This is a genomic window from Akkermansia muciniphila ATCC BAA-835 (assembly GCF_000020225.1).
GTDB classification, from domain to species: domain Bacteria; phylum Verrucomicrobiota; class Verrucomicrobiia; order Verrucomicrobiales; family Akkermansiaceae; genus Akkermansia; species Akkermansia muciniphila.
This window is the reverse complement of sequence record NC_010655.1, coordinates 2605762-2620682: the sequence shown is the minus strand read 5'-3', so window position 1 is coordinate 2620682 and position 14921 is coordinate 2605762. Positions and strand designations below refer to the sequence as shown.

Genomic DNA, 14921 nt, shown 5'->3' with positions numbered 1-14921 from the left:
TCAATAAGAATTTATTTGAAAATTTCTGTTATTTTAAGAACATGAGAATTTATTCCATGAGAAAATAATATTATAATTCTTACGCTCAGTGCATTCCCTTAATAGACATCAATGTTGTCTGTTTGTTAGAAAATGTTTTCCTCTCATGCTGAGCCCTTGACAGGATGCCATCCCTTCCGGGCATCAGTCTAATTCCTGTAATCAATGTTTTTCTCTCTCGGAGAAAGATGGGGCCGTCGCTGTCGGACGGGGCCTGCTTAGGTTTCGTCCGGCATTTCCAAGTACGGTTTCCTGGATTACTGGGTGCCTTCCGGTTGCAGCCGCTGGCGTTCCTGAATGAGTACGTGGAAGTGTTCTCCGGCACCGTATTCATCCGTTAGAAAGGCATCCTGCGGCGTGTTTTCCGCATGGGGGAGCAGGTAGTCCCGCTGGGTCATGAAAGTGACCCGGTCTCCCAGACAGTTGCGGGATAGTTCCAGCAGGTCCGTAAAATTGACGTCACAGGTCAAATCCGTGAGGCCGGGGTTACGGTACAGTTCCTCCCCCGTCAGCACCTGGTGGCTTTTGTACCCGCGCAGGGAACCCCGGGGGCGGCGATAGTACAGCCGCTCCATTTCATCCCCGTAGTCGATGACCGTCATGACGCCCATGTTCCAGAGGGGAAGCCAGCTCGTAAACCAGCGCGCGTAGGAGTCGTGAATTTCCACCCGCTGCCCCGGCTGGGAGCCGTATTCCAGCATATGGGAGAAAAGCGGCTGCTGCCGGACGGGGCGCAGTTCTTCCCGGACGGCTCCGTTTTTCACGACAAGCCCCACTTCTTTCCAGTCCTGTTCCGTGTATTCAAATACGCGCGCCGGGAAGGCATCCACCAGCTCGTTGGAGAAAATAAAGGCCTTGCCTCCGCAGTGTTTCAGCGCTTTTTCCATGGTGGAGTAAATTTTAGCGCGGCCTCCCAGCAGAAGGTGCTGGAATTCGCGCAGACGTGGGGAAGATTCCACAATCACGTAATCCGTATTCAGGCGGTTCCAGAATCCCAGCTGCTCCAGGATTTTAACGGCCAGGGCACCGGAGCCGGCGCCTATTTCCAGCAGAGGCAGCCGCCTGCCGCAGCGGGAGCAGGCTTCTTTCCAGTGCGCGACAATGGCTTTTGCGAGGATGGGGGAAAGCGTGGGGGTGGTGGAAAAATCCCCGCGTTGACCGATGTTTTCAATGGAAGAGGAGTAGTACCCTTCCTGCGGGTGGTGCAGGGCCAGCTGCATGAAAGCTTCCAGGGAGAGCCAGCCGCCAGCGGCCGCGATGTGGTCTGAAAGGCGTATCATGCGGGGAAGGCAGAGGTCAGGATTGGGATTGCTCCAGCATGCGCAGCAGCGGGGCTTCCGCCCTTCTGCGCAGGTCTTTCGGCAGTTCCACGGCGGGAGAAAGGTCCCGAAGGGCCAGGTACAGTTTTTCCAGCGTGTTCATTTTCATGTACGGGCAGGTGCTGCAGGAGCATTGCTCCGTGGGCGCGGGAATGAATTCTTTTCCCGGCACCAGCTTGCGGAGACGGTGCAGAATGCCGGATTCCGTCACAATGATGAAAGATTTGGCGGGGTTTTCCGTGCAATAGGGGATCATTTTTTCCGTGGAGCAGATATGGTCCGCCAGCAGGCGCACGGCTTCCGTGCATTCCGGATGGGCCACTACCGGCACACCGGGGTGTTTTTCTTTCAGGGCAAGAATCTGGTCCCGCGTGAACTCCATGTGCACGTGGCAGGCCCCGTTCCACAGTTCCAGGGGGCGGCCAAGCTGGCGGCTTACCCATGCACCCAGATTCTGGTCCGGGACGAACAGGATGGGGCGGTCCTCCGGAGCCTGGGAGACGATTTTTACGGCATTCCCGGAGGTGACGATTACGTCCGCCAGAGCCTTGACGCCGATGGAGCAGTTCACATACGCCACTACATAGTAATTCTTATGGGCGTTTTCCTTTAAGAAGGCTTCCAGTTCCCCGGCATCGCAGGAGGCTTCCAGGGAACAGCCGGCATCAGCATCCGGAAGGATGACGGTTTTGTCCGGATTAAGAATTTTGGCGGTTTCCGCCATGAAATGGACGCCGCAGAAGGCGATCACGTCGCAATCCGTATTCTGCGCCTTGTAGGCCAGCCCCAGGGAATCGCCCACGTAGTCGGCCATGTCCTGGATATCCCCGGTCTGGTAGCTGTGCGCCAGAATGATGGCGTTGCGTTTTTCTTTCAGGCGTAAGATTTCCTCTTTCAGGTCAAAGGGTGCCATGCGGGAAAAGATGGGGCGAAGCCCCCGGCAAGTCAAGCATCATGTCCCATGCAGGGCGAGCTTGTTGACGGGAAGGGGGAAATGTGGCACAGTCTGGCGCATCATACGATTATGTTTTCACTTTTAGCAGATAAACTGGATAACACGTTCCGGAGGCTGCGCGGCCTGGGCAAAATTTCCGAGAAAAATATTGCAGACGCCCTGCGCGACATCCGGCTGGCTTTGCTGGAGGCGGACGTGGAGTTTGGCGTGGCCCGGGAATTCATCGGCCGCGTGAAGGAACGGGCGATGGGGCAGGAAGTGCTCAAATCCATCAAGCCCGGAGAGCAAATCGTCAAAATTTTCCGTGATGAAATCGCCGCCCTGCTGGGCGGGGACGCCGTGGGGCTGGATCTGACGGACCCTGCCAGAATCATGGTGGTGGGGCTGAACGGCGCCGGCAAGACCACGACCAGCGCGAAGCTGGCCCTCCGCCTGAAGAACGAGGGGCGCCGCCCCCTGCTGGTGGCCTGCGACCTGGTGCGTCCCGCCGCCGTGGACCAGCTGGCGACGCTGGCGGAACAAATAGGAGTGCCCGTTTATAAGCCCGCACCAGGCAGCAGGGACGTGGTGGCCGTGGCGCGCGAGGCTCTGGAATGGGCCCGGACCCAGAACGGAACCGTCATGATTTTTGACACGGCGGGCCGTCAGGAAGTGGATGAAGCCCTGATAGACGAGCTGCGCCAGCTGCACGCCTTCCTTTCGCCGAGGGAAACGCTCCTGGTGGCGGATGCCGCCACGGGACAGCAGGCCGTGAATGTGGCCCAGACCTTTGACCGTGCCGTGAACGTGACGGGCATCGTCCTGACCAAGCTGGACGGCGATGCCCGCGGGGGCGCGGCTCTTTCCATGCGTTCCGTAACGGGCAAGCCCATCAAATTTTCCGGTGAGGGGGAAAAGCTGGATCAGTTCGGCCCCTTCGTCCCCGGCCGCATGGCGGATCGCATTCTGGGCATGGGCGACATTGTCGGGCTGGTGGAGCATGCCGCCGCCCGCATTGACGAAGAGCAGGCTGCCAAATCCATGGACCGCATGATGTCCGGCCAATTTGATTTCAACGACTTTCTGGACCAGATGAAGATGATGCAGAACCTGGGACCGCTGGAAGGACTGCTGGGCCTGCTCCCCGGCTTCGGCAAAATCAAAAAACAGCTTCCGGAAGGCGCCCTGGACCCCAAGCGGATGAAGCACATGGAAGCCATTGTGCTCTCCATGACGGCAAAGGAAAGGAGCAATCCCAACCTGTTGAATCCGTCCCGCCGCCGCCGTATTGCCGCGGGCTGCGGCCGTCCTCTGATGGAGGTGAACAAGCTGATCAAGAATTTTTCCGAAATGCGCAAGATGATGTCCGGCAAGGGCAAAATGGGCGCCATGATGAAGCAGATGGCTTCCATGAAAGGGAAGGGGGGCAAGATGCCCGGCCTTCCCGGCATGGGCGGAGGGTTGGGCGGCCTGAAGGGCCTGGGTGGATTGGGGGGCGGCCTTGGTGGCCTTTTTGGCGGACGCAGGTGAATGTAAAAAAGGACGGAATCCGGCAGGCGCGGCTGAATATGGCCGCGCCTTTGCCTTCCGGGACACAGGGGTCTGAGGGAAAGCTCCTTCCATTGAAAGAAGAGACCAGGGTGGGCCGTACTTCCGGGATGATGAATAAGGGGTGTTGTTTCCGTCTGGCAGCATGGCTGGCCCTGTCCGGATTACCGGGCGCCGGCATGGCGGAAATGCTGCCGGCCGAGGAGGTGCTGCTCCCCGCGCCTTCCGCATGCAGGTCTGACCGGGCCGCCGTGGCGCATCTCCCGTTGCGGCTGGCGGTCTATGCGCCGGAAAAGGATGTTCCTGTAGTGGAAGCTCTCCTGAATGTGCTCAATGCCCAGGGCGTTTTGTCCGGCCTCTCCATAACCCGTGACAAAGCCTCTGCGGATGCCGTCTGTTCGGTTGAGGGAACCCCCTCGGGGACAGGCGAAGGATATGAGGCCCGCCTGAAGCGTGACGTGGAAGGGAGGGGCATCCTGCATCTGAAAGCGGCGGCGCCCCAGGGCCTTTTCTACGCGTGGCAGAGCATGGTCCAGATTTTAAGCGCCAACCGGACCGGGGAGGGGTTTTCCGTACCCGTTTTTTCCCTCCGGGATGATCCCCGCTTTGAATGGCGGGGCCTGATGCTGGATGTTTCCCGCCACTTCTTTACCATGGCGGAAGTCAAGCGCATGGTTGACACCATGTCCCTGTTCAAGCTTAACCGCCTCCACCTGCACCTGACGGACGGTCCCGGCTGGCGCCTGGAAATTAAAAAATATCCATTGCTTACCTCCATGAGCGCCTGGCGCGTTCCGCTCGCTGACGGAGAATGGAACTGGCAGGAAGTGAAACTCGCCATCCAGGAGCATGACCCGGAAGCTACCTATGGCGGTTTTTACACCCAGGAGCAGATGAAGGAGATTATTGACTATGCGCGCAGCCGCCAGGTTACCGTTGTTCCGGAAATAGACCTTCCCGGCCATTCCTATGCGGCCATGCATGCCTACGGGGATTTGATTTGCGACGGTGTGGATTTTCCCGTGGAGGGGAAAAAAGGACGGGATGCCGTCTGCATGGGGCGCCCGGAAACGCTCCGCTTCGTGAAAGACGTAGTGGATGAACTCAAGGCCGTTTTTCCGCCCGGCTCCCCTATCCATTTGGGCCATGACGAGGTGTCTGCCGAGGCATGGAAAAAATGCCGGTATTGCCAGAACCGTTTAAAGAACCTGAGGGAGAAGGATCTCAAGGCCCTGGGCCGGGATTTCCTGCAGCAGATTGCGGACTACGTGCGGAAGGACGGTTATGACGCCATCGTCTGGGATGAAGCCGGGGAACTGGAGGCGGACAAACACATCCTCGTTATGGCGTGGCGCGGCAACGGCTTTGCTGCGGCGGCAGCCAGGAAAGGGCATCCCGTCATTCTGGCGCCGTGTTCCCACTTCTATTTTGACTATTACCAGTCTGCCGCATCCACGGAGCCGAAAGCCGTCGGGGGCCTTATTCCGCTCAAGCAGGTGTACGGCTATGAATTGCCGGAACTCTCCCCGGAGGAAGCCGCCAGGGTGCGCGGCCTTCAGGCTAACATCTGGACGGAATACCTGTACAATATGGGGCTGGTGGAATACATGGCATGGCCGCGCGCCCTGGCCCTGTCCGAACGCGCCTGGAGCGACTGCGACCCCCGGGACTACAAATCCTTCCGCAGCCGTGCCTCCAGGGCCCTGAAAATCCTGGAAAAACTGGCCGTGAAATACCGCCCCATGGATGAAGAAGACTAGGAATTCCCGCCTTGGCTCTTTCTGCCCGGCAGGAGAGCCCCAGCCCGGGATTTTCACCCGCAGGTTTTATTGACAGCTGGTGCCGGGCCATGATAAAAACGATTCTGCCTGTTACTTGATATGAAGAAACACCGTTTTTTATTCCCGGCTTCCCTGATGGCCCTTGTGCTGCTTGGCTGCATGGCGGTAGTGTCTTGTTCCAATAATTTCAAACATGTTCCCCAAACAGGATTTATCACTCATCAGGTAAAAAATAAGGATTCCCATATTCCCTTTGACGCGTACTGGAATGCCGATGATAAAAAAATCTGGAATGACCGGGTGAACGGCGTGAATGGGAAAAAAGTCCTGATGGCCGTCGTTCCGGTGGATACAGTGCACATGGATGTGAGGCCGGATACTGCGGAAGGGTTTGATGCCCTGCGCAGCCTGGCGGAATACTTCCAGAAGAGCGTTGCAACCAGCATGGAAAAGGAGGTTGCCGAAAATCCGCATTTTGAAATGGTGCCTCCGGGAACCAAGGGGGCTTATACGCTGGAACTCGCCATCATTTCCATCACTCCCACAAATGCCAGGGCCGGCATCTTTGTCACGGCGCTGAGCGGCATCAAGGGGGGAGGGCTGGTTAAGCGGTTCATCAAGAAAGGGCACATTGCCATGGCGGGACGCCTGAGGGATGAGTCCGGCCGCATCGTCTCCGAATTTGCGGATTATGAGGAAGACCACAGCTCCCTGCTGGGCGTGGACACCAAAGATTTTAAAAAATACGCCCATCATCAGCGCACTATTGACGAATGGGCCCGGGAAATTACGGATGTGTATTCTTCCACCTACGGGCACTGGACGCAGAAGCGCATGATATGCCTGAATCCCTTTTAAGGGATGAACACCGGGGTGGCTGCATTGCGGCCGTGCCTTCCGCGGGGCCGGGAATCTTTGCAGAGCGTTCCTCCCGGCGGGAAGCGCGCTGTTTCAGTTATTCCCCATATTCCGCCCAGGAGCTGCTGGTTTCCCACACGCGCACGCGTTCCAGCTCAACACAGGCCCGCACGGGATATTCGCCGGGGTTCTCCCTGGCTTTTTCCAGCGCGTGCCGGGCAACATTGAAAATGACGCGTGCCATCACCTCGCTGGTGGGGTCTTCCCGGTCGAAGGGAATGATGCGCTCCCCGTATGCGGCCACGAAGGCAGCGTAATTGGGGTCCTCCGTATTCACGCACAGGGAGTGGTCAAACTGCTGGAGGAAATCCCCCATCATTTGCTTGACGGCCTTGAAATCCAACACCATGTCATTGGCATCCAGCGTTTCCGCCCGGAACACCATTTCCACGGAGCGCGTATGGCCATGCGGGAATTTGCAATTGCCGGGATGTTTGGACAGGAGATGCCCGTTTTCCAGTTCGATGGATTTGCAAATTCGGTAGACCATGAGGACAGGATAACGTGGGCGCGGGTGCGGGGCAATCCCAATCAGAGTCTGTCTGGTTCCTATCCTGCCGCGTGCGGAGGGACGGGGCTTCGCTGCTCCGGATGCTCCGTGGGCGGCTTTCCCTTGCGCACGACCCCTGTTTCTGGCAAACTTTAAAAAACCATATTTTTACCCTATGGCTTATCTTTCATGGTCTTTCCTGAAAATGGGGGAGAAGGCGGAGCGCAGGACAGCCTTTCTTTTCCTGCTCATGGCAGGCGTGCCTGTCCTTATTGTCGCTTTCTTCGCTTTCGTAGCGGGAATGGCCGCTATTTTATATGCAGGCCCCGTCCTGGCGCTGATGCTTCTTCCCTTCTATTTGCCCTGCGCTCTGCGGAAGGAAAAGACGCGGAACGCCTGCTCCCGTAATATCCTGTTTGGCAGGGAACCGCTGACGGTTTCTTTCAGGATGATAGTGAAGAACTGGGTATATGTCATTTACGCCGTGTTTCCGGCGTTGCCGTTCCTTTTCCCCGGAGGGAACATGCCCCTGGACGGGCAGGGGAACGGGCGGAACCTGACAGCATTTTTTCTGATGTGGATATCCCTGTACTCCGTCTTTGCGGTACTGGCGGTCTTTCTTGGAAAGGCGCCGTATTTGAAGCCGGGCGGGGTGATGCTGGCTGCCGGCGCCAATCTGGCGCTGATGCTGGTTTATTACCTGTTTGCGTGAAGGGGCGCACGAGGCATTCCGGAAGTTTCCTCCCGGATATTCGTTCCGTCTGTACTGGGAGGGCTGAACCCGGGGCATAAAAAAGCCGGAGCCCCGAAAGGCTCCGGCAGTGAATCATCTTTTTCCCGGTTCAGGCTTAATGCCCGCAACCGGCGCAGGCCCATCCTTCGCGGATTTTCGCGAAGAAATCGTTGCCCTTGTCATCTACCAGAATGAAGGCGGGGAAATCTTCCACTTCAATTTTCCAGATGGCTTCCATGCCCAGTTCCGGGTATTCCAGCAGTTCCACTTTTTTGATGTTGTTCTTGGCCAGAATGGCGGCCGGGCCGCCGATGGAGCCCAGGTAAAAGCCGCCGTGCTTCCGGCAGGCATCCGTTACCTGCTGGCTGCGGTTGCCCTTGGCAATCATGATCATGGAGCCTCCGTTTTCCTGGAACAGGTCTACGTAGGAATCCATGCGGCCTGCGGTCGTGGGGCCGAAGGAACCGGAGGGGTAGCCTTCAGGAGTTTTGGCCGGGCCGGCGTAGTACACGGGGTGATCCTTCATATACTGAGGCAGCCCTTCGCCCTTTTCCAGGCGTTCCTTCAGCTTGGCGTGGGCGATGTCGCGCGCCACAATGATGGTGCCGTTCAGGCTCAGGCGCGTGGTGACGGGGTACTTGCCCAGTTCTTTCAGAACTTCCTTCATCGGGCGGTTCAGGTCAATGGAGACAGCTTCGCTGGAGGTCATGCGCAGGGCTTCCGGAATATACTGGCCGGGGTTGGTTTCCAGCTGTTCAATAAAGATGCCCTCCGGCGTGATCTTGGCTTTCGCGTTGCGGTCCGCAGAGCAGGAGACTCCCAGGCCAACCGGGCAGGAGGCGCCGTGGCGGGGCAGCCGGATAACTCGCACGTCCAGAGCGTACCACTTGCCGCCGAACTGGGCGCCCAGGCCCAGTTTGCACGCTTCTTCATGCAGTTCCTTTTCCAGTTCCAGGTCACGGAAGGCACGGCCGTGTTCGTTCCCCGTAGTCGGCAGATTGTCGTAGTACTTCGTGGAAGCCATCTTCACGGTCTTCAGGCATTTTTCCGCAGAGGTTCCGCCAATGACGAAAGCGATGTGATAGGGAGGGCAGGCCGCCGTGCCCAGAGTACTCATCTTTTCCACCAGGAACTTTTTCAGCGTGGCCGGGTTGAGCAGGGCCTTCGTTTCCTGGTAAAGGTAAGTTTTGTTGGCGGAGCCGCCGCCCTTGGCGACGAACAGGAAGGAGTATTTCATGCCCTCCACCGCTTCCAGGTCAATTTGGGCGGGAAGGTTGGTGCCGGTGTTTTTCTCCGTGTACATATCCAGCGCCACCGTCTGGGAATAGCGCAGGTTGTTCTGGGTATAGGCGTCGTAAACGCCGTGGGAAAGCTGTTCGCAGTCGTCACAGCCGGTCCATACCTGCTGGCCCTTTTTGCCTACGATGGTGGCGGTTCCTGTGTCCTGGCAGAAGGGCAGGATGCCGGCGGACGCCACTTCCGCGTTGCGGAGCATCGTCAGGGCCACGCTTTTATCATTGTCGCTGGCTTCCGGATCGTCCAGAATGGCGGCCACCTGCTTCAGGTGGGCGGGGCGCAGGAAAAAGGCCACGTCATGGAAGGCTTCCGCTGCCAGCAGGCGCAGTCCCTCCGGTTCCACTTTCAGCATGGGGTGTCCTTCAAAGTCGCCTACGCTCACATAGTCTGACGTGATGAGACGGTATTGGGTGTCGTCCTTTTCCATGGGAAAAGGATCCTGATAATGAAAATCCGGTGTTGCCATAACGGGAGCCAATATAGCGAAGCTCCGAATCCGGTTCGAGCAAAAAAATCAGGGATGCCCCCATGCGGAGCCCATGCCCGAAAAGGTTCCGGATACTTGACTTTGACACCCGCCTGCATTACTTTTTCCCCGCTTAAGTGTATAACTCCCAAAACCAGCCTCCGATTCTTGACACGCTTACCCCCCCCCCCCCCCCCCCCATCAAAACGTGTCTTATGGATTGACGTATCAAGGGTTATTGCAGCCCTTCTGATCATGTACGTCCACCTGTCCTCCCCCTTTCTCCAGGCGGTGAGCCTCCATCTCTTTTACCTGGGGAGGGTTCCGTTTTTCCTGGTGCTGGCAGGGTACTTCCTGGGCAGGAACATCACCTGGAACAAGGCTTTTAACCGGGCTTTCTGGCTGTTTATTCCGTTCATGTTCTGGAATGTACTGTACGTGTTCCTTGTCCTGCCTCATGACGGCGCTTCCTTCCGCCTTGAGAATTTAATTGGTATCCGGGACGTCTTTCTTCCGGGCATGAACCTTTTCTCCGCAGATGACTCCCATGCCGTTCCCCCCATCGGCCCTTCCTGGTTCCTGAGGGACATTATCATTCTCACGTTGCTGACGCCTCTTCTGGTCCGCGTCAAAATCCTGCTGTTTCCTGCGGTGCTCCTCTTTTTCTGTTTCTTCAACACGGCCCCGGACCACACGGAGACGATTTCCATTGGAACCTGTGCTTTTTACCTGCTGGGCGTTGCGCTCAGTTCCCGGCGGATTGACGACATTCATCTGTTGATGAATAAAAAATTCGGCATTTTTTTCTGGGTAAGCATTTTTATGCCCGTTGTACTGATAGCGCTGTATTCCGCCGGAGTGATCCCCCTGTGGAAAGAGACGGCCATTGGCATGCTTCTGGGTGTCATGATGATCATGTACGCAGGCATCTGGATGGAAAAGCACCTGCCCGGCCTGTCTGCGAAAATAGCTTTGCTGGCTCCCGCCTGCTTTCTGACGTTCATGCTGCACTGGCCCATTTACGGTTTCCTGCCTCCCGCCATGAAATCCAGCCTGTTCGCCTTCTTCACGCCGTTGCTGGTGTTTGCGGCCATCGTCCTGTTTTATTTTGCCCTGAAACGTTTTGCCCCGTGCCTTCTGCCGTATCTGGCCCATGTGAAAAATACCGGCCGGCGGCAAGCGCAGCATGGCGCGTGCGACGAAACGATTCCTTTAATCAGGGGCCTTTCAGGGATGAGTCAATCATCAGAAAGGGACGCCGGGAACCCCATGCCCGGAACACGGGAGAGCTTTTAAAGAACCACGGGCAAACGGGTTCCAGGAAGCCGTAGATTGCCAGGTGAAAGGACTCCCGGTACATCCGTTGCTCTTCTTCCGGCTCAGGAAGGTAAATGAAAGAATTTGGCTGGATGGAATCCAGCACAGGCATCCCCCACAGTTGAAGGGAGAATCTTTTGATTTCAAACCGGAGGCGCATGTTCCCCCGGAAAACAACTGCCGCCTCCACCTGGCCCGCAGGGTTTGCCTTCATGAAAGCAAACGCTTTTTCCCATGCCCCGGGCAGAAGTTGGCAGGAGATTGTTCCATCCTGGTCGCGTTCCACCTCCTGAATGTCCTCCGGCCCAATGAGGGATTCCGGGCGGATGAAGACATAGGTCCGGACGGGGTTCGGGAAATCGGGGCAGGTATAGGGGATGGAACGGAATCCGCTTTCCAGGCGGATGGATTTTCCCTGCAGAAGTTCCGGAAGAAAATGCTGTTCCAATTCCCGGCTGCGCGGATGGATGGGATAAAGAGCCACGTTTTCCCTCACATGCCGTTTTTGCTGTTCCGTCAGCGGCAGAAGGGTGTTGTTGATGGCCCGGCACAGGGCATCCAGCCGGCTGTCATCCCCCAGACCGGGAATAAGAGTGGTGCGGGAAGGCATTCCCTGGAATAAGGGGGTGGACAGAATGGTTCCGCGCAGAACGACAGCAATCCTGTCCTTGCCGGGGCGTAGTCCGGCCGATGCCCGCTCCAGTTTACGGAATGCTTCTTCGTTCCAGGTGATGTCCAGGCTTCCCGGATGTTCCATATCTGGCTCCGCATGTCTGGCGCAGTCTCCGGAAATGATGGGAGAATTCCCCAGGAACAGATATTCTACCTCTCCCGTTTTTCCCTGCCGGTGCGCCGGGAGCTTCCAGAGCCTGAAGCCCGGTACGCGTAGGGCTCCTTCTTCCACCAGACGGCGGCTTTCCGGATGGACGGCGTACAGGGCCAGATCCTGTGGAATGAAGGGTGTGTTTTTTTCTGTGGGTGCCTGCCGGTTGAGCAGTTCCGCCAGTCCGGAGGCTTCATTTTTTCCGTCCAGTCCGGAGATTTCAAAAGTACGGGATATGACGGCCTGCACCACGGGGGCCGACTTGATTTTTCCCTGAACGACGAGGGCCAGCCTGTCGCGGCCCAGATTCATGGCGGAGGTTGCCGCTTTCATGGTTTTTCCGCCCTGTGTATTCAGGGTGATGTGGAGGCATTCTCTTCTCTCCGGCTCAATTCTTGCCTGTTCCACTTCCGATTCCGTGATGATGGGGGTATTTTTCAGGAACAGCCGTTCCCGCTGCATTTTTCCATGGCGGTCGCGGAATTCGTATGTATAAGGCGTGTATCCTTCCGGAACAGGGCTCCTTTCCCGGTCCAGCTCCTGGCTGTCCGGATGCACCATCCTGACGGAGACGGCGGGAACAGACGGCGGAACCGCTTTCGCGCGGGCCGAAAGCGGGAAACAAAAGGCGGGAAAAAGCAGTAGATAAAATAATTGACTCACAGTCAACGGAAATAGAACTTTTGGAGAACGGAAAGCAAGAGAAAAGTTGATTCGGCGCACAACAAAGGAGATCGGTGTTCCCGGCGCCTGGGGAAGCCCTCCGCGGAACAGCACGCTGGCGGAAGCCGGCAGGCAGGCGGGACATCAGCGGGATGCCATGCCCTCCAGGATTTATTGCCGCGGCTTGCGGCGGGCAGAAGAGGGCGGAGATGATGAAGGGCCGGAACGTCTGGGAGCTCCGTATTCCTCCGGTACTTCCGCCGCCAGGGATACATCTTCCGGAAGGCTGCTGTCGTCGTAATAATTTTTCATCCTCTTCTGGGCATCCTTGATCAGGGTGGCTTCCGCCCATTCCTCCACCGTCATGTTGTCCCTTCTGGCGGCTTCTTCGATGAGTTTGTAATCCTCGGAACTCAGCATGACGACAAAGGGCTTCCAATTGGCTCTTGCCGCCTCTTTCAGTTTTTTCTCCCTTTCCGTTTTTTCCATCATGAGCCGGATGAGAGCTTCCTTGTCTTTGGGGATGGCCACCTTGGCAAGCCAGTTGCGGACCGTGTTGGGAGACACGAAGCATTCCGCCGCAAAATCATTGCGGGAAATGTTCTGCTGTTTCAGCCAAGCCTTGATCTGCACTTTGAGTTCGTCCTGATTCTCACTCATGCACCCTTTGTAACGAAAATGGTGCTATTTTTCAACCTTTTTTGTATAAAGTCATTTTAATGGTATATTTTTGTTGACTGAAATACCGTTTCAGGTGCATTGTAGGGGCGCAAAAGGGCTGTTAAGGCCGTTATTGCACCAAAAAAAGGATTTTTATGAAGACGGAAAATAAAAAAAAGAGTCAGAAAAAAATTCAAATCAAGGGGAAAATGCCGTTATCGGTCCATTTTTTCCGGGATGCGGAAGCGGACGCGCTGAACATGGAACGCTGCCAGCTGGATAAAGCCACCCTGATTGCCTGTGCCGTCAAACGCCTCCGGGAAGATTTGGGGAACGTTCCCGATTCCGGTAAAAAACCTTCCGCATGACTCAGGAGATTTACTGGGAACTTCTGGCCTGGCTGTTCCGTTCCTTTCTGGCGGTGACTGCGTTCGCCTTTGTCGTGGCCGGGTACCAGACCCTGTGCAGCCGCCCGCGCAGGGGCCGCAGCCGTAAAAAATAGGAGGGCAGGGGGCCAGTTTACCGTCCGTCACGGAATGCCGTCCCGCTTTTTAAGGGAAATGTTTTTGACCTTATGGGGCATTGAAGAATTCCGGGGCTGTGCTCCTTCATATTTGGGCGGTCCGTCATGAAAAGCAGGCGGAAATCTGCCGGAGAAAGTGGACGGCTGCCTTTCTCCGGTAGAAGGGCGTTGCAGGAAGAATGGAAAAATTCCGGAAAAGGTTTCCACTTTTCCGCCAGCGCAGATTCTCTAAACGGCTGTCATCTTCCCAGGGGCCGGCCGGATGGAAATCCGTATTGCCAGAAACGGGGAATGGCGGTAACATTCCGCCGCTATGAGTATTGAGAGTTTCGCAAATCAGCATGTGCTGGAGTTGGTGGCTTATCAGCCGGGCAAGCCGATTGAGGAGACGGCCCGGGAACTGGGCCTGAATCCCCATGATATTGTGAAACTGGCGTCTAATGAAAATCCTCTGGGGCCGTCCCCGAAGGCGGTGGAGGCGATTGCCCGTGCGGCTGCCGGCGTGAACATTTATCCGGACGGAGCGGCTTTCCGCCTGCGTTCCGCTATTGCGGAGTTCTGCGGCGTGGAGTTCGGCCAGACGGTAGTGGGCACGGGCAGCAGCGAAGTGATTGAACTGATCTGCCATGCCCTGCTGAATCCCCGTGCGGAGGTGGTGGCCGCCAAACACGCCTTTTCCATGTACCCTATCATGTCCAAGCTGTTTGGCGCCGCGTACGTGGAAGTGCCCAACAAGGAGGACTGGACGCATGACCTGGACGGCTTCCTGGCCGCTATTACGGAGAATACGCGCGTCGTGTTCATTACGAATCCCACCAATCCCGTAGGCACCGTAGTGGGACAGCAGGAAATAGACGATTTCATGGCGAAGGTCCCGGAACATGTGCTGGTGGTCTTTGACGAGGCGTACCGGGAGTTTTCCGACAATCCTCCGGATACCCTCAAATTTGTGCGAGAAGGCCGCAACGTGGTTGTTCTGCGCACCTTCTCCAAGGCTTACGGCCTGGCGGGGCTGCGCGTGGGCTACGGCATTGCGCCGGAACCGGTTTGCAGCATGCTGCACAAGGCGCGTGCTCCGTTCAACCTGCATGTTCTGGCCCAGGAGGCCGCCCTGGCCGCCCTGGAGGACCGGGAGCATGTGCGCCGCACTGTGGAGAATAATAAGGAAGGCATGCGTTTTTATGAGCAGGCTTTCCGGGAAATGGGCCTGGAATGGATTCCCAGCCAGGGCAACTTTATCCTGGTGAAAGTGGGCCGGGGCAAGCAGGTGTTCCAGGATATGCTTGCCAGGGGAGTCATCGTCCGCGCGCAGGACGGTTACGGCCTGCCGGAATGGATACGCATCAGCATAGGCACTCCTGCGGAGAACGCCCGCTGCATTGAGGTATTGAAAGAGGTTCTTTAAACAGTT

The 14921-nt window shown here is 56.9% G+C and carries 14 protein-coding genes; 8 read left to right on the top strand and 6 right to left on the bottom strand.

Annotated features, from left to right (window positions below):
* Positions 1–296: 296 nt before the first annotated feature.
* Complete coding sequence (locus AMUC_RS11475; protein WP_012421173.1) at positions 297–1319, bottom strand: SAM-dependent methyltransferase; 1023 nt, start codon at positions 1317–1319, stop codon at positions 297–299.
* A 16-nt stretch (positions 1320–1335) separates the two neighbouring features.
* On the bottom strand, positions 1336–2271 hold the full coding sequence (gene nadA / locus AMUC_RS11470; protein WP_012421172.1) for a quinolinate synthase NadA: 936 nt from the start codon (positions 2269–2271) through the stop codon (positions 1336–1338).
* Between the two features lie 111 nt (positions 2272–2382).
* On the opposite strand from nadA, the gene ffh reads away from it, so the two are divergent.
* From ffh to AMUC_RS11455, 3 genes are all read left to right on the top strand, one after another.
* The gene (gene ffh, locus AMUC_RS11465) at positions 2383–3822 is read left to right on the top strand and encodes a signal recognition particle protein (protein WP_012421171.1); all 1440 of its coding nucleotides are present in this window, start codon (positions 2383–2385) and stop codon (positions 3820–3822) included.
* Positions 3823–3914: 92 nt separating this feature from the next.
* Positions 3915–5600: a beta-N-acetylhexosaminidase gene (locus tag AMUC_RS11460; RefSeq protein ID WP_157738296.1), complete on the top strand. Its 1686-nt coding sequence runs from the start codon at positions 3915–3917 to the stop codon at positions 5598–5600.
* A gap of 120 nt (positions 5601–5720) precedes the next feature.
* Complete coding sequence (locus AMUC_RS11455) at positions 5721–6479, top strand: DUF3313 domain-containing protein (protein ID WP_012421169.1); 759 nt, start codon at positions 5721–5723, stop codon at positions 6477–6479.
* A 97-nt stretch (positions 6480–6576) separates the two neighbouring features.
* Here the strand turns inward: AMUC_RS11455 and AMUC_RS11450 are convergent, their stop codons facing one another.
* Complete coding sequence (locus tag AMUC_RS11450; RefSeq protein ID WP_012421168.1) at positions 6577–7029, bottom strand: 6-pyruvoyl trahydropterin synthase family protein; 453 nt, start codon at positions 7027–7029, stop codon at positions 6577–6579.
* A 175-nt stretch (positions 7030–7204) separates the two neighbouring features.
* Here AMUC_RS11450 and AMUC_RS11445 point away from each other — a divergent pair, with 175 nt between their 5' ends.
* Entirely contained in the window at positions 7205–7741 is a 537-nt protein-coding gene (locus AMUC_RS11445; RefSeq protein WP_012421167.1) for a hypothetical protein, read from the top strand.
* A gap of 136 nt (positions 7742–7877) precedes the next feature.
* Here the strand turns inward: AMUC_RS11445 and AMUC_RS11440 are convergent, their stop codons facing one another.
* Entirely contained in the window at positions 7878–9524 is a 1647-nt protein-coding gene (locus AMUC_RS11440) for a fumarate hydratase (protein ID WP_012421166.1), read from the bottom strand.
* Here AMUC_RS11440 and AMUC_RS11435 point away from each other — a divergent pair.
* On the top strand, positions 9504–10820 hold the full coding sequence (locus AMUC_RS11435) for an acyltransferase family protein (protein ID WP_081429245.1): 1317 nt from the start codon (positions 9504–9506) through the stop codon (positions 10818–10820). The two genes, AMUC_RS11440 and AMUC_RS11435, sit on opposite strands and share 21 nt — an antisense overlap.
* Here AMUC_RS11435 and AMUC_RS11430 read toward each other — a convergent pair.
* Both AMUC_RS11430 and AMUC_RS11425 read right to left on the bottom strand, forming a co-directional pair.
* Entirely contained in the window at positions 10741–12225 is a 1485-nt protein-coding gene (locus AMUC_RS11430; protein WP_012421164.1) for a SecDF P1 head subdomain-containing protein, read from the bottom strand. The genes AMUC_RS11435 and AMUC_RS11430 overlap by 80 nt on opposite strands.
* Before the next feature lie 273 nt (positions 12226–12498).
* Positions 12499–12987, bottom strand: a complete 489-nt coding sequence (locus AMUC_RS11425; RefSeq protein ID WP_012421163.1) for a transcriptional regulator — start codon at positions 12985–12987, stop codon at positions 12499–12501.
* A gap of 209 nt (positions 12988–13196) precedes the next feature.
* Between AMUC_RS11425 and AMUC_RS11420 the strand changes: the two genes are divergently transcribed.
* The 3 genes from AMUC_RS11420 to hisC all read left to right on the top strand — a co-directional run bounded on the left by AMUC_RS11420 (position 13197) and on the right by hisC (position 14915).
* Entirely contained in the window at positions 13197–13355 is a 159-nt protein-coding gene (locus AMUC_RS11420; protein ID WP_153816444.1) for a hypothetical protein, read from the top strand.
* Complete coding sequence (locus tag AMUC_RS12735) at positions 13352–13489, top strand: hypothetical protein (RefSeq protein WP_157738294.1); 138 nt, start codon at positions 13352–13354, stop codon at positions 13487–13489. The genes AMUC_RS11420 and AMUC_RS12735 overlap by 4 nt, the downstream gene beginning before the upstream one ends.
* Positions 13490–13823: 334 nt before the next feature.
* Entirely contained in the window at positions 13824–14915 is a 1092-nt protein-coding gene (gene hisC / locus AMUC_RS11410; RefSeq protein ID WP_012421161.1) for a histidinol-phosphate transaminase, read from the top strand.
* The last annotated feature ends 6 nt before the right edge of the window (positions 14916–14921 follow it).

Coding starts and splice junctions, on each gene's coding strand:
- hisC (WP_012421161.1), top strand. CDS start 13,824: ATGAGTATTGAGAGTTTCGCAAATCAGCATGTGCTGGAGTTGGTGGCT.
- AMUC_RS11440 (WP_012421166.1), bottom strand. CDS start 9,524: ATGGCAACACCGGATTTTCATTATCAGGATCCTTTTCCCATGGAAAAG.
- ffh (WP_012421171.1), top strand. CDS start 2,383: ATGTTTTCACTTTTAGCAGATAAACTGGATAACACGTTCCGGAGGCTG.
- AMUC_RS11475 (WP_012421173.1), bottom strand. CDS start 1,319: ATGATACGCCTTTCAGACCACATCGCGGCCGCTGGCGGCTGGCTCTCC.
- AMUC_RS11450 (WP_012421168.1), bottom strand. CDS start 7,029: ATGGTCTACCGAATTTGCAAATCCATCGAACTGGAAAACGGGCATCTC.
- AMUC_RS11425 (WP_012421163.1), bottom strand. CDS start 12,987: ATGAGTGAGAATCAGGACGAACTCAAAGTGCAGATCAAGGCTTGGCTG.
- AMUC_RS11420 (WP_153816444.1), top strand. CDS start 13,197: ATGCCGTTATCGGTCCATTTTTTCCGGGATGCGGAAGCGGACGCGCTG.
- AMUC_RS11445 (WP_012421167.1), top strand. CDS start 7,205: ATGGCTTATCTTTCATGGTCTTTCCTGAAAATGGGGGAGAAGGCGGAG.
- AMUC_RS12735 (WP_157738294.1), top strand. CDS start 13,352: ATGACTCAGGAGATTTACTGGGAACTTCTGGCCTGGCTGTTCCGTTCC.
- AMUC_RS11435 (WP_081429245.1), top strand. CDS start 9,504: ATGAAAATCCGGTGTTGCCATAACGGGAGCCAATATAGCGAAGCTCCG.
- AMUC_RS11430 (WP_012421164.1), bottom strand. CDS start 12,225: ATGGTGCATCCGGACAGCCAGGAGCTGGACCGGGAAAGGAGCCCTGTT.
- AMUC_RS11455 (WP_012421169.1), top strand. CDS start 5,721: ATGAAGAAACACCGTTTTTTATTCCCGGCTTCCCTGATGGCCCTTGTG.
- nadA (WP_012421172.1), bottom strand. CDS start 2,271: ATGGCACCCTTTGACCTGAAAGAGGAAATCTTACGCCTGAAAGAAAAA.